Origin of the sequence: Shewanella sp. AC34-MNA-CIBAN-0136, from assembly GCF_040309945.1 — a bacterium.
In the GTDB taxonomy this organism is placed as follows: domain Bacteria; phylum Pseudomonadota; class Gammaproteobacteria; order Enterobacterales; family Shewanellaceae; genus Shewanella.
In genome coordinates this window covers 14518-33280 of the sequence record NZ_JBEOPJ010000013.1, presented here as the reverse complement: position 1 = coordinate 33280, position 18763 = coordinate 14518, and the positions used below count along the sequence as shown (strand labels likewise).

Genomic DNA, 18763 nt, shown 5'->3' with positions numbered 1-18763 from the left:
ACGATAAACTAGCCGCAATAATGATAAACGAAGTGAATAATTAATGTTTTGGCTTAAAAAACTGTTGTCACAATTGGTGATGCCAATTCCTTTTAGCATAATGTTGTTCGTTCTGGCTGCCATTTTATGGCGAACGAATCGTGTAACGTTACTGCAATTTGGCCGAGTGCTCTTGGTTACCGCTATCGTGGTGCTAACATTAACAAGTCAATCGCAAGTGAGCTATTTTTTAGCAGATTCATTAGAATCACAGCATAACGTTAATCATCAACCGATTACTGGTTCTTGTGTTGTGATGGTATTAGGTTCAGGCAATCGTGAGCAACAAGGCCATACTGCAGTGCAGCAACTATCATCAACAGCACTGGCTCGTTTAACTGAAGGCGTTCGTCAGTTTAGGTTGGGACAGCAATGCACTTTAATTGTGAGTGGTTGGAGTGGCGGATATCTGAAGACAGCTCATGCGACCATTATGGCTCAAGCTGCAGAAGAGTTAGGGATCCCCAAAGCCAGTATTGTGGCCTTTAATGAACCCAAAGATACCATTGAAGAGGCCTATGCTTTACAACAGCGAATTGGGCAGCAACCATTTCGATTAGTCACTTCAGCAACTCATATGCCGCGGGCGATGATGATATTCACCTCATTAGGGATGCAACCCCAGCCTGCACCGAGTGATTTTATTGCACATCAAGGTTTCTGGTGGCGTTTAGATGCAGATCAACTGTTGGCTTCGCAAAAATCTATCCATGAATATGTTGGCATGCTGTGGCTTAATATTAAAGGTATGACTGCTGATTAAATGTATTAGCCAAAAGACGTAAAGCGATATTAAAAACCTTAATTATTATATTTAGTTTAAAGGACAAACCGTGGTCAATGATGAGTTACTAATTAGCCCTTTTACCAAACGAAATGGTATAACCTTAACGGTGGTTGGTGCCATCAGTTTAACGGCTAGCTTGATTATTTTTATCGGCCTTAACGGTTTTTTTGCCGTAGGAATGTTGTGTTTTGCATTAGGCTCAGTGGCACTCATTTTAGGTGTCGCTAAAGTGCATCAGCCGGCGGTTAGTTTTAAGCTAACTGCTGCAGGTGTGGCATTTTTTCATCGCCGCGGCCAAGTGTTTATTGAATGGCATAACATTCAACGAGTCGATTGTGCCCGAGTAAATCAAAACTTGCAGTTGATTGAGCTACCTTATATTGGCGTTAAGCTTAAACAGATTAATCCCATTTTAGACTGTATTTCACCCCGTCTTGCCACTGGTTTACTGACCGAACAGCGGCCATTACTCATGACTGCGGCCACCCAAGATGAAGATTTACAAAGTTTAGAAGGTTATTTGGGGGCTGAATTTACGCCGCTAGTGGTCAATGGTGAACGTTACCGTGGGGTATTGGCAATGTTTGGTCATCGCTGTCAAACGTTAAACGAACAATTGGGTTACCATGTGTATTTATCGATTGATAATTTAGATCGAGAACCGAAAGAGTTTGTGACTTTGTTGCGTCAATGGCAACAGCAAGCCCATCTCCAAACTCAGCAGCACACAACATCTGCGACAGATATCGAATGACACGACTAACAATCATGTAGCAGGTGTTCAAATGGCATTACAAGGCGGTTGTTTATGTGGGGCGATACGTTATCAAGTTATCGGTATGCCATTTGAAGCCGATCATTGCCATTGTAATCAATGTCGTAAAAGCGTTGGTGCGGTAGTCATGAGCTGGATGGATTTTCATACAGACAAAGTGCAGTGGTTACAAGGACCGGTGACTGAATTTGCCTCTTCAGATAACATTCGACGTGGTTTTTGTCAGCGCTGTGGCTGTTCATTGACTTACCGACATTTAGATTATCCACAATACACTTCATTGTCGATAGCCTCTTTAGACCAACCAAACCTAGTACGACCGACTTATCATATACACACTGACGAGCAGGCTAGTTGGTTAAAGATAGATGATTCTTGCCCGCGCTATAAGGCAGGTAAAACAGCAGCTAAAAAACCAGATTAACTTTCTGAGGAAGTACTCGTAAGAGGCTCTCTGTGACGATAACCTAAAAACTGGCCACCATCTAAAATTTCAATATTTTCACAATAAGCATCGCCTTCAAAAATCCCTTGCTCATGGAGGGTGATTTTTTTACAACGCGCTTTACCTGCTAATTGCCCAGCAATCATTAACTCGCGACATAAAATATCACCATCGACAGTGCCACTAGTTTCAATGGTTACATTGCCCTGCGCTTTGATGTCACCACTCACATGACCTGCAATTAGGACATCACCACTAAAAATGAGCTTACCGGTTAAATGGCATTCTTGGGCGATAAAACTGAGTGGATTAGCCGGTTGCTTTTGACGAAACATCTTAGTGCTCTTAAGTTGGTATTATGTCGGTAATATAACGTGATAGGTTGATAAACAACACTAAAATCGCTGACTGTATTTATAACATCTTTCTACATTTTGGAGGATAAATCAGTTTGAATTGCCAATGAGTATCGCATCCGCGGGGCAAGGAGACACACAAGCACCACAACCAGTACAGGCATCAGTATTTATCATGGGTTTAGGCACTTGTCCTATTGCCATAATAAAGCTAATTGCGCGAGGGTCGCAGGCATCTTTGCAGCTCTGACACCAAACACCTTCATGGGTTAAACAGTTGTCTTTTATCGCTGCTGTAATTGACCAAGGTAAGGATTGGTCGCGATCAAATACAGGCTCTGGGCACACATCAACGCATTGCTTACAGAAGGTACATTCATCTTTAGTGAAATCTATTTCAGGAAAACCACCTTCACCGCGTTTAATTATTTGGGTTTCGCAGGCGGTAATACACTTGTCACAGCGTGTGCAATTGTCAGTAAACTCTTGATCCGTTTTGCTCCACGGCGGGCGGGTAACATTGGATTTTCTGCGACTAAATAAATTACGGCGACTTTGATTAATACCTTGGTTCATTTCGGTTCCAATTGAGCTTAAATATATTTGCTGCAATCAATATTAGCATTAACTGCAGCACAAAATTGTTAAGCGCTTGGCAATTCATACCAATTCCAATAATTATCTGGTCATTCAGCGAGAATCGGCATCTTCTAGGCAAGCAATTCTTCTAGGCAAGCAATTCTTCTAGGCAAGCAATAGGATTGTAGGCATAGTTGCTCTCGGCAACAGCTCCTACGTTGCTCTATCTCGTGCATCTTGCCGCCATGGATGGTGGCAATGTCTTATTTTTTATAGAAAAAAATAGACCATGCAGTCGTACGTCAAAATACTATTAAGCAGCATAGTAGATGCATAAACTCGTCCTGCGGGAGCCACTCAGGCTTTCCATTTTTTGTTGCATTGTTTCATAAGGGAATAACCATTCTTTCAACAATGCGCCTCAAACTGAAAAACCTGAGTGACTCTGATAGATCACCTAATTAATGGCGTTGGTATTGTAACCATCAGGATTATTTGATTGCCATTTCCAACTGCTATTTGCCATATCTTCAACGGTATGGGTTGCACGCCAATCCAATTCTGTAGCGGCAAAGCTTGGGTCGGCATAACAGGCTGCAATATCACCAGGGCGGCGAGGACTAATTTGATAAGCAATGGTTTTGCCACAAGCTTTTTCAAATGCCTTGACCATGTCTAACACGCTGTAGCCTATGCCCGTACCGAGGTTATAAGTCACCAGCCCAGGTTTAGTTTGCAGCTTTTTAAGTGCTTGCAAGTGACCCATAGCTAAATCAACAACATGAATATAATCACGTACGCCTGTGCCATCTGGTGTGTTGTAATCATCACCAAAAACGCTTAATTGTTGGCGTTTGCCAACAGCAACTTGGGCAATAAATGGCATCAAGTTATTAGGGATATCGTTAGGGTCTTCGCCAATCAAGCCACTTTCGTGAGCGCCGACTGGATTAAAGTAACGTAAACGAGCTATATTCCAGCTGTTATCCGAGTTATGCAAGTCAGCTAAAATATTCTCAACCATCAATTTTGACTGGCCATAAGGGTTGGTTGCGCCAGTAGGAAAATCTTCTTTAATGGGTAAGCTAGCGGGATCGCCGTAAACCGTGGCAGATGAGCTAAAAACTAAGTTTTTGACGTTATTTTCAGCCATGACTTGGCATAAAATGATGGAACCGGTGACGTTGTTTTCGTAATATTTCAATGGTTTTTCGACCGATTCACCGACAGCTTTTAATCCTGCAAAATGAATGACGGATTCGATGCTGTGATCTGCAAAAACTTTTTGCAGTAAGGCTTTGTTTAGAATGTCACCTTGATAAAACGTGACATCTTTACCGGTAATGGTTCTAACTCGAGCCAACGCTTCAACACTTGAGTTTGATAGATTGTCTACGATGACCACTTTCTGTCCGGCCTTTAATAGCTCTACTACGGTATGTGTACCAATATAGCCTGCGCCGCCGGTTACCAAAATTGTCATAGTTTAATCGTCCTGTGAATTAATGAGTCAAGTTATAGGGCTGGTTGATTTTTGGCGATCAACTTTTATCAGGTCAGTTAGATAAATAGCCTCTCATGTATTGTAAATTATCACAGTTCAATTGCCATTTAAATTATTGATGGCACGTTCAAATTAATACCGGTCAGCTTTCCTATAAAGTGAGTCAAAAGTAGTTATAAAAATGGGCGCTGAGTGAGAGCTAAATCAGTAGTTGTATTTATTTGTTTACGATTAGCACTACATTATGGCAAGACAATAAACTGTGAAGGAGTTAACAAAACATCACCCTTAGCACACTATGTAGGGAGTGAAGTTGACGTAAAGTGGAACCTATGAGTACAGCAACAAAGTATATTGCACACCAACCTGATGCCCAAGGTTACATTGATTACTCAGAGCATGAGAATCAATTATGGCAACAATTGTATCAGCGCCAAGTGACGAATATGCCGGGCCGCGCATGCCAAGCCTATTTACAAGGCTTAGATGCATTAGGCATGTCAGTTGATCGCATTCCACAATTGCCTGAAATCGATAAAGTGTTACTTGATGCAACGGGTTGGAAAACTGCTGCAGTGCCTGCACTGATTTCATTTGGGCGTTTCTTTGAGTTACTGGCCAATAAAGAGTTTCCAGTCGCGACGTTTATTCGCAGCAAAGAAGAGTTTGATTACCTGCAAGAACCTGATATTTTTCATGAGATATTTGGCCATTGTCCGTTATTAACCAATCCATCATTTGGGCATTTTTCACATATGTATGGCCAGTTAGGCCTGGCGGCATCAAAAGAAGAGCGCGTGTTTCTGGCGCGATTATATTGGTTTACTATTGAGTTCGGTTTGGTTCAGGCGAAAAATGAATCACTGCAAATATACGGCGGCGGCATTTTAAGTTCACCGGGTGAAACCATGTATGCATTAAGTGACAGCCCTGAACGTAAGCCGTTTGATTTACTCGACGTACTGCGCACACCGTATCGTATTGATATCATGCAACCTATTTATTATGTTATCGATCATATTGACTATTTAGACGAAATTGCCCGTATGGACATTATGAGCATGGTGACAAAAGCACGTCATTTAGGCATGTTTGAGCCTAAATTTGCTCTAAAAGTCAAAGCCAGTTAACGATTTATTGCAGATGAGCAACCAATAAGTTAGCTCAACAACCTGCAAGTGAGACACTATTTAATTAAGCCAAGGAGTACAAATGAACGCATTAACCGAGATGAAATGTGAAGCATGCCAAGCAGATGCACCAAAAGTAACGGATGCAGAGTTAGCAGAGCTTGTCGGTATGATCCCTGATTGGGGCGTTGAAGTTCGTGACGGCATTATGCAGTTAGAGCGGGTATATAAATTTAAAAACTTTAAGTTAGCGATGGCCTTTACCAATAAGTTGGCCGATTTAGCTGAAGCTGAGTTCCATCACCCAGGTATCTTAACCGAATGGGGCAAAGTCACAGTGACGTGGTGGTCACACTCAATTAAAGGCTTACACAAAAACGATTTCATTATGGCTGCCAAGACAGACCAGTTGTTAGACTAGTTACTATCGCCATCCATTTCAGCATGTTACGTTAACGTAATGTGCTGAAATAGTTTCTCTGTTACAATTCTGCTGTAAACTTCACTTGCCACTGAAGCCATATCCCTCTAACGTTATGCCAAATTTCCGCAATAAAACATTAATAAATAGGGAATCGTTACATTATGCGTTTGGAAGTCAGTTGTATCGATCGCGTGGGTTTAGCGAAAGACATCCTCGTCGTGCTTGAAAAACATGGTATTAACTTAATTGCCATTGATGCCAGTAATAAAGGTTTCCTGTTTTTGCAGTTTGCAGAAATCAGTTTCGAAACCCTGCGTGAGCTAATGCCACAAATTCGTAAAGTCGAAAGTGTGCATGATGTCCGTACCGTATCTTTTATGCCGTCAGAGCAAGAACATTACGCCCTAAAAACCTTACTTAAAACCTTACCCGATTCGGTGTTTTCAACAGACGCGAAAGGGCGGATCCGCATAGCCAATGAGTCGGCATTATTGACGCTTGGTATGGCTGAACATGAAGTGGTGGGCGAGTCACTTAATCATTGGGTACAAGGGTTTAACTTTGCTCGTTGGATGAGTGAAATACCGGTGTTGGCGCAAGCCACACGAGTTCAAATTAACTCGAGCGAGTATTTGGCTGAAATGCTGCCAATTTACTTACCCGATGACGATGAAAAAACTATTTTGGCGGGTGCGGTTATCTCGCTGAAATCACCCGCTAGAGTGGGTAAACAGTTTAATGCTCTGCAAAATCAAACCACTGGTTTTGATAATGTATTGGCTATCAGCGACAAAATGAAAGACATACTCAAGCAAGCCAAGCGTATGGCGCAACTTGATGCACCGTTACTTATCACCGGTGAAACAGGAACAGGTAAAGAGTTGATGGCCCGTGCGAGTCATGATGCCAGCATGCGCCGTGAACATCCTTTTATCGCAATAAACTGTGCGGCTTTGCCCGATAGTGTCGCAGAGGAAGAGTTGTTTGGCTTTGTTAGCAATGGCACCGTCGTTAAACGCGGTCTATTTGAAGAAGCAAAAGGCGGTACGGTGTTTCTTGATGAAATTGCCGAGATGTCTAAAACCGCACAAGTTAAATTATTGCGTTTATTACAAGACGGAACTTTTAGACGGATTGGTGGCGATGAAGAAGTACGCGCTGATGTGCGGATTATTTGTTCAACCCAAAAACATTTGGCTGAACTTTGCCAATCCGGTGAGTTTAGAGAAGATTTGTACTATCGAATCCATGTCTTAAGCTATCACATGCCATCACTGCGTGAGCGTCGTGTAGATGTGATTCCATTAACTGAGATGTTTTTAGAGCATTATAGTCAGCAGTTATCGAGTCCCTTAAGACGTATCTCGGCAAGTTGTCGCGATTACCTATTTACCTATGCATGGCCGGGTAATGTGCGCCAATTGAAAAATGCGATTTTTAGAGCGGTATCAATGTGGGATGGCTCAACAGAATTGACCGTTGAGCAACTTAAATTACCTTCATATGCTGAAGGCTTTGGCTACTTCGATGAAGAGTTTGAGGGCACGTTAGACGAGGCGATGAAAGAATATGAAGCCAGTTTATTACGTCGGTTATATCCCGCGTACCCAAGTACACGCCAATTAGCCAAAAAGTTAGGTGTGTCTCATACCGCTATTGCTAACAAGTTGCGTGATTACAGTATTAGTAAGAAAAAGTAATGTAACGATTTAATGCCAGCCAAGTGCTGGCATTTTGGTCATTTTAACGCTAACAATCAGTGTTGACGTGGCCTTTTATGTTTTGTAACGAATAATTTACAAATCACGATTAGCACCGCAAAAATGTGATTTAGTACCTACTATAGGATTTTCCGTCACGATCGGTTATTTCTATGGTTAGATTGAGAGTCTTGTATCGAGTAGGACGCAGATCTCACCCAGAATTTAGGAGCAGTAATGAAACTTGCAAGTTATCACAACGGACGTCGCGACGGCCAATTGATGTTAGTCAGTAAAGATTTGTCCAAAACAGTCGCGGTACCCGCTATTGCCCATACTATGCAGCAATTATTAGATGCTTGGGATTTGCTATATCCACAACTTAATGAGTTGTATGAAGCACTAAACGCCGGCCAGATGGACAATGCAGTAGATTTTGATGAAGCACGTTGTTTATCTCCTTTACCAAGAGCCTACCAATGGGCCGATGGCAGTGCGTATGTTAACCATGTTGAGTTAGTACGCAAAGCGCGTGGCGCTGAAATGCCAGCATCGTTTTGGACTGATCCTTTAGTGTATCAAGGTGGTTCTGACAGCTTTATCGCCCCTAAAGCGGATATTCAAATGGCCAGCGAAGAATACGGTATCGATTTCGAATCAGAAATTGCTATTGTTACTGATGATGTTGCCATGGGTGTTAACAGTGAAGATGCAACTAAGCACATCAAATTATTGATGTTAGTTAACGACGTATCACTGCGTAACTTAATCCCAGGTGAATTAGGTAAAGGCTTTGGCTTTTTCCAATCTAAGCCATCGAGTGCCTTTTCACCCATTGCGATTACCCCAGACGAGTTAGGTGACAAATGGCAAGACAGCAAAGTACATTTGCCGTTAGTGACTCATTTAAACAGTGAGTTGTTTGGCCGCCCGAATGCCGGCGTCGACATGACGTTTAACTTTAGCCAGTTAGTAGAGCACGTGGCTAAAACACGTCCATTAGGCGCAGGTGCAATTATTGGTTCTGGTACTATTTCTAACTACGATCGCAGTGCTGGTTCAAGTTGTTTAGCTGAAAAACGCATGCTTGAAATCATTGCCGACGGTAAAGCATCAACACCCTTTATGCATTTTGGTGACACTGTTCGCATTGAAATGTTTGATGATAACGGTGTGAGTATCTTTGGTTCTATCGATCAAAAAGTGGTTGAATACAAAGCTTAAGATTATGAAAGCGATATAAATCGAAATATAAAGGCAATAGCGGTTAATCGTTATTGCCTTTTTGTTAGGCAGATTAAAATAAAAATAAGGGAATTGACATGAAACTCTATGGCTACTGGCGTTCAAGTGCGGCATATCGCGTGCGTATTGCGTTAAATTTAAAGCAGTTAACGGCTGAACATATTTCAGTTCATTTGGTTAATAATGGTGGTGAGCAACATTCTGAGGCTTACCATCAACTCAACCCCTCGGATCTTGTGCCGACGTTTATCGACAATAATGAGTCAGGCGAGATTAACTTATCGCAATCGTTAGCCATTATAGAATACCTCGACGAAAAACACCCTCAGCAACCGTTACTTCCCAGCAATATTGAGCAGCGAGCTATTGTTCGCAGCATGGCTCAAGCCATAGCATGTGAAATTCATCCTTTAGATAATCTTCGAGTATTACAATATTTAGTTAACGAAATGGGTGTATCAGAAGCTGATAAAATGCGTTGGTATCACCATTGGATACACCTTGGTTTTGCTGCTTTAGAACAGCAGTTAAGCCGATATTCTGGACGTTTCTGCTTTGGTGATACGCCTTCGCTGGCCGATATTTGTCTGATCCCGCAAGTGTATAATGCCAAACGCTTTAATTTAGAGCTTGCTGCGTATCCTAATATTGTCAGAATTTGGGATGAGTGCCATAAGTTACCTGCATTTGCTGATGCCGCGCCAGAACAACAGCATGACGCGACGTAATCAAACCTTGTTTAATCAGCACCAGTTAAATCCGCCCCTGTTAAACCAAGTGGCCATTGATCAGTTGCAACATGGACAGGCTAAGCCATTGTTCTTGTTGTGGCAGTGGTTACAACAAGATGAAACCAGACTGGCTGCGTTAATGGTGTGCCAGAAAGTGATGCAACAACAAGGGATCACCGACTGGTTAATTAGTGCGGGTTTTATACGCAATTTGATTTGGGATAATTTGCACAGCATGACCTCACAGCCCTTAAACGACATTGATGTCATTTACTGGTGTGATAACAACCCATCTTCTGCAGAAGACCAGGCGATTGAAGCTTTACTCGTTAAGCAGATAGCTCTGCCATGGTCGGCGAAAAACCAAGCCAGAATGCATCTTAGAAATGGTGATATGCCCTATAGTTCTTGTGTTGATGCCATGTCATTTTGGCCAGAAAAACAAACGGCTATTGGGGTTAAATTAGTTCCCTCTGATGACCATACAACAGCTGAGTTTCAATTACACGTGACGAGTGTGTTTGGTTTAGGCTGTTTGTTTGACTTGTCATTAAGTCCAAACCCAAAGCGTGACAAAGCTATTTTTAACCATCGCGTGTCCCAAAAGGGATGGTTAATCCATTACTGCAAACTATCTGTAACAGATTAATCATCAATAATAATTCACCTGTTCAACCTCACAAAACCTAACTGTTAAATACCTCTTTCATCTCTTTACCGCCTCACTTTGTGATCTAAATCATGTGTCTGGGATCTAATTAGGTACCTCTATAGGGGTACTGCTGTTTTGTTGATCTGAATCAATGATGTTAACGATTAACTTCAGTAGGTTAACCGCAAATGTTAAGGATGCACAGAATTGCATCTAGTTGTCATTGCCAAGGAGTGTTAAAAAATGAATAAGAAAATTACCCTAAGTTTAGTTGCTGCTTCTTTATTAACTGCTGGTTTTTCATTTGGTGCTGCGGCCCATCAAGCAGGAGATATTATTGTTCGTGCTGGTGTGGCAATGGTTGCTCCAAATGAGTCAAGCCCTGTAGTCGCAAATATTGCTGAATTTAGCGTAGATAACGATGTCCAATTAGGGCTAAATTTTGGTTATATGCTAACTGATAATATCGGCATTGAATTATTAGCGGCATCGCCTTTTAGTCACGATGTGTCACTGGGTGAACTCGGTAAAATTGCTGACTCAAAGCAATTACCTCCAACACTGGTCGCACAATATTACTTTGGCGATTCACAGTCTGCTTTACGTCCCTATATTGGTTTAGGGATTAACTTTACCAACTTTTATGACAGTGAATTTACTCAAGAGGCGAAAGATCTTGGCTTAGATAATTTGAGCCTATCGAACTCTTGGGGCGTGGCGACTCAAGTTGGGCTTGATTATCAAATTGATAAGAAATGGTTGGTTAATGCGTCTGTTTGGTATGCTCAAATTGCAACGGATGTGAGCTTTGATATGGGGGCAGATCATGTTGTGGTTGATACAGACATTGATCCTTGGGTTTACATGATCAGCGTCGGTTATACTTATTAAGCTAGGGTAGAATACGTTAGCGAAAAACGAACATATGAAACAGGAACCTACGGGTTCCTGTTTTTGTTGATGGCACTTATGGAGACTTTTTACGCGGTTTCCAATGGCGAGTATTGTAAATGTACTCTGGTAATAAACGATTTATCCACGCGACAATGCGCCAGCGTTTAGTGACATACACTCGGCGTTTACCTTTTTGCAAGGCTGAGATGATTTGTGTAGCCACTTTATCGATAGGCGACAACAGCAATTGTGTATTCAAATGAACGGCTTTATCAAATAACCCTAATTGAATATCACTAATGGTAATAGGCAGCTTTAATCGTTGTGCATGCATACTCAAGCCTTGCAGGTAATTTTCAGCAAAGGCTTTGGAGGCATGATAAGCCACATTAGGCCCTCCACGTTGACCGGCTATTGAGTTAATGGCGGCTAGTTGGCCGTAACCTTGCTCGCACATTAATTTAAAAATACAGTTATTTGCCGCAGCAAAGCCCATTACGTTAATATCAATAGTGTGCTTATCAATTGCCCAAGGCAGGGTAGAATCGTAGTCATTAACACCGGTATTAACAATCACCAAATGGGCGCCATTATGTTTGCTCCAGGCGGCATTCAGCTGTGCTATTAGTGTGTCAGGTTGATTAATTACTAACGGATATACACTGACATCGCCAGGCAGACTTTGACTAAACTCGTTAAGTGATTCAGGGTCGTTAACAAAAAGCACCAGCGAAACTTGCTGTGCAGATAACTGTCTGGCTAAGGCTTGGCTCAGTTGAGAGCTGGCGCCAATAATCATCGCTGTCGCTGTAGACATGATTCATCTCATCAAAAATAATGACTCATAATAGAAATAACATCAGTTGATAACAAGTAAGAAAAAAATTCAACTTGAGACGTGTAGACTTCCAGCCATCCAAGTGTATGATGGTTATCTAACAGATTGACCGATATTAACGTTAGCAATAAGCCATTCTGTCGCGGTTTAGGCTAGGTGAGTAGGTTAGTTATGTTTGCAAACGACATTTGACAATCGATGATGACCGCTGTTTTTAGCGCTAAACTGAATGTTGAAACTGTGACATAACAGACATTAACGTTATTGTGAAAAGGCTGGTTGGTTAATCGAGCGCTGGTTAATCAAGTACATGTGTTTAATTAATCTAAAGGTGAGACGTATGCCGGTTCGAATTCCAGATAACCTGCCTGCAGCAGGTATATTAGAGTCAGAAAATATCTTTGTGATGTCTGAAACCCGAGCTGCTAATCAGGACATTCGTCCAATGCGGGTATTAATCTTGAATCTAATGCCTAATAAAATCGAAACTGAAACCCAGTTATTGCGATTACTGGGCAATACGCCCTTGCAAGTTGGGGTCGATTTATTACGCATTCATGATAAGGAATCAAAGCATACATCAGTGGATCACATGAATACTTTTTATCGTGATTTTGAAGACATTAGAAATAACAATTACGATGGTTTGATTATTACAGGTGCACCGTTAGGAAAAATTGATTTTAAAGATGTGGTGTATTGGGACCACATTCGCGAAATTATTGACTGGTCACAACAACATGTCACTTCAGTACTGTTTTTGTGTTGGGCAGCTCATGCTGGTTTGTATCATCTTTATGATTTACATCGTCAGTTATTAGCGAATAAACGTTCAGGTGTATTTAATCATCGAAGAACCAGCGACCCACACCCACTATTGCGCGGTTTTGATGATGAGTTTTTTGCACCGCACTCCCGATTTGCTGAAATGGATATTGAACAAATTCGTCAACATCCAGATTTAGAAGTGTTGGCTGAATCAGACGAGGCTGGCGCGTATATTGTACTCAGTCGTGATAATCATAATGTGTTTGTTATGGGCCACCCTGAATATCAAAAAGACACCTTGAATGAAGAATATGTGCGCGATGTTGGCGAAGGCCTCAAGCCAGATATTCCGCAAAACTATTACCGACAAGATGACCCAACACAAGATACTATTGTTCGTTGGCATAGTCATGGCAGCTTATTAGTCAGTAATTGGCTTAATTATTATGTTTACCAGTTAACGCCATATGACTTGTCTGACATGAATGCGAAAACACCATGGGAAAGTAAAAAGTAAATTTGAATATAGTTTCACCAGCGTTTTAACGTTGACTTCGTTTCGATAAAAGCTATTGTTAAACTTAGATGTTTTTATTGTAAGGTCGAGGTTAAATGGTTAAAACCAAGTTGATGATATTATTGGTGTGTGCAGTAAGCTGGCCGCTAACTACCTGGGGGGCCGGTGACATTTTTAGTGACGCTAATGGCACTATTATGAATGGCGCCAATGTTAGCGACAATACTTTTAGCGACAATACCGTTAGCAACAATACTGTTAGCGATAATACTGTTAGCAACAATACTGTTAGCGATAATACTGTTAGCACAGAAATTACTGATAGCACAAAAATTACTGATAGCACAAAAATTACTGATATCAAACAACAGTTAGCCACATTAAGCTCATCACAACAACGCATTGACTTTTTACAACAACAGCTACCACAAAGTGCTCAATGGCCGATTGAACAGCAAGGCCAGTTATTGCATTTACTGGCAATAGAGCAAGAAGTTAACAGTGATCTTGTTGCTGCAATTAACAGCTATAGCCATGCCATTAAATTACTTACACCACATCCTCTTAGCAAAGAATTGGTCAAAAGCTATCTCGAGCGTTCATTCATACTTTACCTTCAAACTAACGACACCCAAATTTATTGCCCAGATCGTGAAGTGGCGATTACATTAGCCCGTCAACTTGGACAAGTAGATATCTTGGCCGAAGTGTTAGCGCAAAGTGCGTATTGCCATAATAAACCAAGTGATTTTGGCGAAGGTCTCAAAAGGTTAAATGAAGCTTTAGCGATAGCGCAACAGCATCAATTAGGACTGAGTCGTCAAGCGATGATATTCAATGCCACGGCTGCTATCTATCGTGACAATGGTTTAAACCGTAAAGCCTACGAATACTTTAACAAAGCCTATGACTTTTGGGAGCAAGCCCAAGATAAGCAAGACATGTTTAATATGTTGCATAACATGGTGGGCGAATCGATTAAATTGGCCTTGTGGGGGGAAAACAAAGCTCATTTAGCCCAAATGCAGCAACTGGTAGAGCAATCGCCAGAGTTTGCTGACTTTGATTTTTTCTATCAATTTAATACGGGTATTAGCTGTTGGGCTCAAGGTTTATTTCAAGAAGGTATAGATCATTTTTTGCGCGCACTTGAAGTGCAAGATACAACCCAAGAAAAATACTTTGTCGACGCTACGCATGCATGGTTGGCATTGAGTTATTTTCGCCAACAACAACCAGATAAAGCTTTTAAGTATGCTGAAATATTTTCTGGTTCGGCGACTTATGACGGCCATTCCAATGAACTGAAATTGATGATTGCGGCCATTATTGATTACGCCAATGGGTCGAGTAATCTGGGCATGAATAAGCTTTTGGATACCATTGATTTACAAAAAAAGCACTTTGCTAACATCATAAATAATGATGTGGTTAATTCATCATTAGACCATAATCTTACCGTGGCTGAGTTTAATAATCGTCTGCTCGAAAAGCAATTGGCAATCAATAAGTTGAATTTAGAGGCTGAAATAGATTCTCAAAAAATTACTAACTTATCAATGGCAATCGCAGTGCTAATTGCATTGGTGTTATTGGTGGTGGTCATTTTCTTGTGGCAATCTCGCCGACAATTTAAACGCCGCTCTCAAACGGATTATTTGACGGGGATTGCTAATAGACGTCATACTTTTGAGCAGGGTAAAAAGCGCTTTTATCAGGCTAAAAAACATCATCGATCACTAGCCGTTATTATGTTCGATATCGATAACTTTAAAGCCATTAATGACCATTATGGTCATGATATTGGCGATTTAGCCATAAAAGCGTGCGGTAGACGAGCACGCAATTGGCTCAAGAAAAACGATATTTTAGGTCGCATCGGTGGCGAAGAGTTTTTAATTATTTTACCTGATACCGAGCAAGCACAAGCCGTTGAAATAGCCGAGCGATTGCGAACCAGTATTGAGTCAAACCAGTTTGTGTTTAACGATGTTAAAATGAATTTCACCATCAGTGTGGCTGTCGCTATGTTAACCCCGCAAACTCATGAGCTTGTCGACATTATTAAGCAAGCCGATTTAGGCTTATATCAAGCAAAAGACAACGGTCGCAATCAAGTCGTGGTTGTCGATCATTAACCCTGCCTAAGTGCCGATGCAGTTGTTTGGTCGCTGCGGCTACTTTCTACTTAGACTAAAGTTTTACGCTCAACAAATCACTCAACAGTAATCATGTTACTGATAAATAGATATTGATATGTATCATAAAAACAATATCTTACATCAAATTTAAACGTGACATTCTTAAACTGTAAATCTTCACTGACAATTCCTATTAATTAACATCAGTATTTAGACCATTTTTTACTTGCTTTACGTTCGCGTCAACGTCAAAGTGATATCCATATTATTGATGTTAATTTTTCAAGCGCAGTAAATTGGAGTGGTTATGAGTACAGAGCAAACAGGTCAAGATATCGTTATTGTTGCCGCGAAACGTACACCAATGGGTGGGTTTCAAGGCGCATTGTCTGAGGTAGCTTCTCCAGTATTAGCTGCAACCGCTATCAAAGGTCTTATCGCCCAAACGGGGATCAGCGTTGATGCTGTTGACGAAGTATTGATGGGTTGTGTATTGCCTGCCGGTTTAGGCCAAGCACCTGCTCGCCAAGCAACTCTAGGTGCAGGTTTACCGTTAAGTGTTGGTGCAACAACAGTCAATAAAGTCTGTGGTTCTGGTATGAAAACCGTCATGTTAGCCCACGATTTAATTAAAGCGGGCAGCAGCCAAGTTGTGGTTGCGGGTGGCATGGAAAGCATGAGCCAAGCACCATATTTACTCGACAAAGCACGCAGCGGCATGCGTATGGGGCACGGCAAAGTCATGGACCACATGTTTTTAGACGGCCTTGAAGATGCTTACACTGGTGGCGCAATGGGCACATTTGCTCAAAAAACCGCTGATGACTTTGGTTTAACTCGTGAGCAAATGGATGCTTTTGCATTAAGTTCGCTCGAAAAAGCCAATGCAGCGATTAACTCTGGCGCATTTAAAGACGAAGTCGTGCCAGTAACCATCAGCACACGTCGTGGTGACGTGACGGTAGACACTGACGAGCAGCCTGGTAACGCCCGCCCTGAAAAAATCCCGACATTACGTCCTGCATTTACCAAAGACGGCACAATTACAGCTGCCAACTCAAGTTCAATATCAGACGGCGCAGCAGCGTTAATGTTAATGACGCGCGAAAAAGCCCAGCAACTTGGCTTAAATGTTTTAGCCACCATCAAAGGTCATACTACCCATTCACAAGAACCGTCAATGTTCACCACCGCACCGGTTGGCGCGATGCAAAAACTGTTCGATAAAGTGCAGTGGAACAAAGATGACGTCGATTTATACGAAATCAACGAAGCGTTTGCCATGGTCACTATGTTAGCGATTTCTGAGTTGAACTTAGATGCCAGCAAGGTCAACGTTAATGGCGGCGCATGTGCAATGGGACACCCAATTGGTTGTTCTGGAGCGCGTTTGCTAGTCACATTGATTTATGCCCTAAAAGCACGCGGCCTTAAGCGCGGCGTGGCATCGTTATGTATTGGTGGCGGCGAAGCCACAGCAATGGCGATAGAAGTGTAAATAGACAATACAAGTTAAGTTCGACAAGACCACCGCACAGGTAAATGTATACGCAGCCACTTAATATGTGCGACTGACAAACATAATAAATCGCATTACCTGCGCAGTAACTCAATACGAGTGATGTTATTCACTCATAAGATGTTCAAGGATCGAGGAAAACAACATGATCACACAAGTTAAGCATTATATTGATGGCGAATTCACTTATGGCAGCGGCGATCGCAATATTGATGTGACCAATCCAGCCAATAATAGCGTTATTGCTAAAATTAACTGCGCTACTACTGCCGAAGTAGAGCAGGCCATTCACAGTGCCAAAGAAGCGTTTAAAACCTGGAAAGAAGTCCCCGTGTCTGAACGTGCGCGCGTCATGTTGCGTTATCAACATTTGCTCAAAGAGCATCACGATGAACTAGCAACTATTTTAGCTCACGAGACCGGTAAAACTTTTGAAGATGCTAAAGGTGATGTATGGCGCGGCATTGAAGTTGCTGAACATGCTTGTGGTGTTGCCTCGTTAATGATGGGCGAAACCGTTGAAAACGTCGCTCGTAATATCGATACCTATAGCTACACTCAACCATTAGGTGTATGTGCCGGTATTACTCCGTTTAACTTCCCTGCGATGATCCCGCTATGGATGTTCCCGTTATCGATTGCTTGCGGTAACACGTTTATTTTAAAACCGTCAGAACAAGATCCTATGACGCCACAGCGTTTAGTTGAATTGTTTGTTGAAGCAGGCGCGCCAAAAGGCGTGTTGCAACTTATTCATGGCGACAAAACAGCAGTAGACATCTTGCTGAGAGACCCAGCCATTAAAGCGATTTCGTTTGTTGGTTCTGTGGGTGTTGGCCAATACATTTATAAAACTGGTACCGACAACCTAAAACGTGTTCAAGCGTTTGCAGGTGCTAAAAACCATTGTGTGATCATGCCTGATGCGAACAAGCAGCAAGTGATCAATAACATGGTTGGAGCCTCTGTTGGTGCTGCTGGTCAGCGTTGTATGGCGATTTCAGTCGCTATTTTTGTCGGTAAAGCCAAAGAGTGGATCCCTGAATTAAAAGAAGCGTTAGCTAAGGTTCGTCCTGGTTTATGGGATGACAAAGATGCTGCTTACGGCCCTGTTATCAGTCCAGCAGCAAAAGAGCGCGTACTCAAATTGATTGCTCAAGGTAAAGCTGAAGGTGCTGATTGCTTACTCGATGGAACCGATTTCACCGTTGCAGGTTACGAGTCGGGTAACTGGGTTGGCCCAACCATGTTTACCAATGTCACCACCGACATGAGCATTTACAAAGAAGAGATTTTTGGTCCGGTACTGTGTTGTATGGAAGCGGATAACTTAGACGATGCTATCGAACTGGTTAACAACAGCCCTTACGGTAACGGTACCTCAATCTTTACTGCATCAGGCGGAGCTGCACGTAAATATCAACATGAAATTGAAGTAGGCCAAGTGGGTATTAACGTGCCAATTCCGGTGCCATTACCATTCTTCTCATTCACAGGTTGGAAAGGCAGTTTCTATGGTGACCAACACGCCTACGGCAAGCAAGCGGTACGTTTCTGCACAGAAACCAAAACCATCACCACCCGTTGGTTTGACTCAGAAGCCGTTAGCGGTCCTAACATGAGTATTGATCTTAAATAGAAATGATGTTTATTGCCGTGACGCTGTCACGGTAATATTTTTCGCTAAACAACAAGACCACCTTACCTCCCATTGCAGCT

At 42.0% G+C, this 18763-nt stretch carries 18 protein-coding genes; 14 read left to right on the top strand and 4 right to left on the bottom strand.

Annotated elements, in window-relative coordinates; all coding sequences use genetic code 11:
* Positions 1-43 precede the first annotated feature (43 nt).
* From AAEY94_RS13740 to AAEY94_RS13730, 3 genes are all read left to right on the top strand, one after another.
* Positions 44-802, top strand: coding sequence for an ElyC/SanA/YdcF family protein (locus AAEY94_RS13740; protein WP_162023472.1), 759 nt, complete (start codon positions 44-46; stop codon positions 800-802).
* Between the two features lie 70 nt (positions 803-872).
* Entirely contained in the window at positions 873-1580 is a 708-nt protein-coding gene (locus AAEY94_RS13735; protein ID WP_350979057.1) for a DUF2982 domain-containing protein, read from the top strand.
* Positions 1581-1611: 31 nt separating this feature from the next.
* Positions 1612-2025: a GFA family protein gene (locus AAEY94_RS13730; protein ID WP_350979056.1), complete on the top strand. Its 414-nt coding sequence runs from the start codon at positions 1612-1614 to the stop codon at positions 2023-2025.
* Here the strand turns inward: AAEY94_RS13730 and AAEY94_RS13725 are convergent.
* The 3 genes from AAEY94_RS13725 to galE form a co-directional block, all read right to left on the bottom strand.
* The gene (locus tag AAEY94_RS13725; RefSeq protein ID WP_101086677.1) at positions 2022-2381 is read right to left on the bottom strand and encodes a bactofilin family protein; all 360 of its coding nucleotides are present in this window, start codon (positions 2379-2381) and stop codon (positions 2022-2024) included. The two genes, AAEY94_RS13730 and AAEY94_RS13725, sit on opposite strands and share 4 nt — an antisense overlap.
* Positions 2382-2492: 111 nt before the next feature.
* A complete protein-coding gene (gene napF / locus AAEY94_RS13720) occupies positions 2493-2978 on the bottom strand; it encodes a ferredoxin-type protein NapF (RefSeq protein ID WP_350979055.1) in 486 nt (161 codons plus the stop codon).
* A 460-nt stretch (positions 2979-3438) separates the two neighbouring features.
* On the bottom strand, positions 3439-4464 hold the full coding sequence (gene galE / locus AAEY94_RS13715) for a UDP-glucose 4-epimerase GalE (RefSeq protein WP_162023469.1): 1026 nt from the start codon (positions 4462-4464) through the stop codon (positions 3439-3441).
* Positions 4465-4817: 353 nt separating this feature from the next.
* Here galE and phhA point away from each other — a divergent pair, with 353 nt between their 5' ends.
* The 7 genes from phhA (at position 4818) to ompW (ending at position 11258) form a co-directional block, all read left to right on the top strand.
* Positions 4818-5615, top strand: coding sequence for a phenylalanine 4-monooxygenase (phhA, locus tag AAEY94_RS13710; protein WP_101086680.1), 798 nt, complete (start codon positions 4818-4820; stop codon positions 5613-5615).
* Between the two features lie 82 nt (positions 5616-5697).
* The gene (locus tag AAEY94_RS13705) at positions 5698-6036 is read left to right on the top strand and encodes a 4a-hydroxytetrahydrobiopterin dehydratase (RefSeq protein ID WP_059747329.1); all 339 of its coding nucleotides are present in this window, start codon (positions 5698-5700) and stop codon (positions 6034-6036) included.
* A gap of 164 nt (positions 6037-6200) precedes the next feature.
* Entirely contained in the window at positions 6201-7739 is a 1539-nt protein-coding gene (gene tyrR, locus AAEY94_RS13700; protein WP_101086681.1) for a transcriptional regulator TyrR, read from the top strand.
* A gap of 237 nt (positions 7740-7976) precedes the next feature.
* Positions 7977-8963, top strand: a complete 987-nt coding sequence (locus tag AAEY94_RS13695; RefSeq protein ID WP_350979054.1) for a fumarylacetoacetate hydrolase family protein — start codon at positions 7977-7979, stop codon at positions 8961-8963.
* A gap of 98 nt (positions 8964-9061) precedes the next feature.
* Positions 9062-9712: a maleylacetoacetate isomerase gene (gene maiA / locus AAEY94_RS13690; protein ID WP_162023467.1), complete on the top strand. Its 651-nt coding sequence runs from the start codon at positions 9062-9064 to the stop codon at positions 9710-9712.
* Entirely contained in the window at positions 9699-10364 is a 666-nt protein-coding gene (locus tag AAEY94_RS13685; protein ID WP_350979053.1) for a nucleotidyltransferase family protein, read from the top strand. The genes maiA and AAEY94_RS13685 overlap by 14 nt, the downstream gene beginning before the upstream one ends.
* A 246-nt stretch (positions 10365-10610) precedes the next feature.
* Positions 10611-11258, top strand: a complete 648-nt coding sequence (gene ompW / locus AAEY94_RS13680) for an outer membrane protein OmpW (RefSeq protein ID WP_350979052.1) — start codon at positions 10611-10613, stop codon at positions 11256-11258.
* 76 nt (positions 11259-11334) lie between these two features.
* On the opposite strand, the gene AAEY94_RS13675 is transcribed toward ompW, so the two are convergent.
* Positions 11335-12078, bottom strand: a complete 744-nt coding sequence (locus AAEY94_RS13675) for an SDR family NAD(P)-dependent oxidoreductase (RefSeq protein ID WP_192115256.1) — start codon at positions 12076-12078, stop codon at positions 11335-11337.
* A 361-nt stretch (positions 12079-12439) separates the two neighbouring features.
* On the opposite strand from AAEY94_RS13675, the gene metA reads away from it, so the two are divergent.
* The 4 genes from metA to AAEY94_RS13655 all read left to right on the top strand — a co-directional run bounded on the left by metA (position 12440) and on the right by AAEY94_RS13655 (position 18683).
* The gene (metA, locus tag AAEY94_RS13670) at positions 12440-13384 is read left to right on the top strand and encodes a homoserine O-acetyltransferase MetA (protein WP_101086687.1); all 945 of its coding nucleotides are present in this window, start codon (positions 12440-12442) and stop codon (positions 13382-13384) included.
* 95 nt (positions 13385-13479) lie between these two features.
* Positions 13480-15522, top strand: coding sequence for a diguanylate cyclase (locus AAEY94_RS13665; RefSeq protein ID WP_350979051.1), 2043 nt, complete (start codon positions 13480-13482; stop codon positions 15520-15522).
* Positions 15523-15832: 310 nt separating this feature from the next.
* Entirely contained in the window at positions 15833-17023 is a 1191-nt protein-coding gene (locus tag AAEY94_RS13660; protein ID WP_350979050.1) for a thiolase family protein, read from the top strand.
* A 166-nt stretch (positions 17024-17189) separates the two neighbouring features.
* Positions 17190-18683 carry a CoA-acylating methylmalonate-semialdehyde dehydrogenase gene (locus AAEY94_RS13655; protein ID WP_192115252.1) on the top strand — a complete coding sequence of 498 codons (1494 nt, stop codon included), beginning with the start codon at positions 17190-17192 and terminating at the stop codon, positions 18681-18683.
* The last annotated feature ends 80 nt before the right edge of the window (positions 18684-18763 follow it).

Excerpts from the sequence above, each read along its gene's own strand:
- AAEY94_RS13740 (WP_162023472.1), top strand. The coding sequence starts at position 44 with ATGTTTTGGCTTAAAAAACTGTTGTCACAATTGGTGATGCCAATTCCT.
- AAEY94_RS13730 (WP_350979056.1), top strand. The coding sequence starts at position 1,612 with ATGGCATTACAAGGCGGTTGTTTATGTGGGGCGATACGTTATCAAGTT.
- AAEY94_RS13725 (WP_101086677.1), bottom strand. The coding sequence starts at position 2,381 with ATGTTTCGTCAAAAGCAACCGGCTAATCCACTCAGTTTTATCGCCCAA.
- napF (WP_350979055.1), bottom strand. The coding sequence starts at position 2,978 with ATGAACCAAGGTATTAATCAAAGTCGCCGTAATTTATTTAGTCGCAGA.
- galE (WP_162023469.1), bottom strand. The coding sequence starts at position 4,464 with ATGACAATTTTGGTAACCGGCGGCGCAGGCTATATTGGTACACATACC.
- phhA (WP_101086680.1), top strand. The coding sequence starts at position 4,818 with ATGAGTACAGCAACAAAGTATATTGCACACCAACCTGATGCCCAAGGT.
- AAEY94_RS13705 (WP_059747329.1), top strand. The coding sequence starts at position 5,698 with ATGAACGCATTAACCGAGATGAAATGTGAAGCATGCCAAGCAGATGCA.
- tyrR (WP_101086681.1), top strand. The coding sequence starts at position 6,201 with ATGCGTTTGGAAGTCAGTTGTATCGATCGCGTGGGTTTAGCGAAAGAC.
- AAEY94_RS13695 (WP_350979054.1), top strand. The coding sequence starts at position 7,977 with ATGAAACTTGCAAGTTATCACAACGGACGTCGCGACGGCCAATTGATG.
- maiA (WP_162023467.1), top strand. The coding sequence starts at position 9,062 with ATGAAACTCTATGGCTACTGGCGTTCAAGTGCGGCATATCGCGTGCGT.
- AAEY94_RS13685 (WP_350979053.1), top strand. The coding sequence starts at position 9,699 with ATGACGCGACGTAATCAAACCTTGTTTAATCAGCACCAGTTAAATCCG.
- ompW (WP_350979052.1), top strand. The coding sequence starts at position 10,611 with ATGAATAAGAAAATTACCCTAAGTTTAGTTGCTGCTTCTTTATTAACT.
- AAEY94_RS13675 (WP_192115256.1), bottom strand. The coding sequence starts at position 12,078 with ATGTCTACAGCGACAGCGATGATTATTGGCGCCAGCTCTCAACTGAGC.
- metA (WP_101086687.1), top strand. The coding sequence starts at position 12,440 with ATGCCGGTTCGAATTCCAGATAACCTGCCTGCAGCAGGTATATTAGAG.
- AAEY94_RS13665 (WP_350979051.1), top strand. The coding sequence starts at position 13,480 with ATGGTTAAAACCAAGTTGATGATATTATTGGTGTGTGCAGTAAGCTGG.
- AAEY94_RS13660 (WP_350979050.1), top strand. The coding sequence starts at position 15,833 with ATGAGTACAGAGCAAACAGGTCAAGATATCGTTATTGTTGCCGCGAAA.
- AAEY94_RS13655 (WP_192115252.1), top strand. The coding sequence starts at position 17,190 with ATGATCACACAAGTTAAGCATTATATTGATGGCGAATTCACTTATGGC.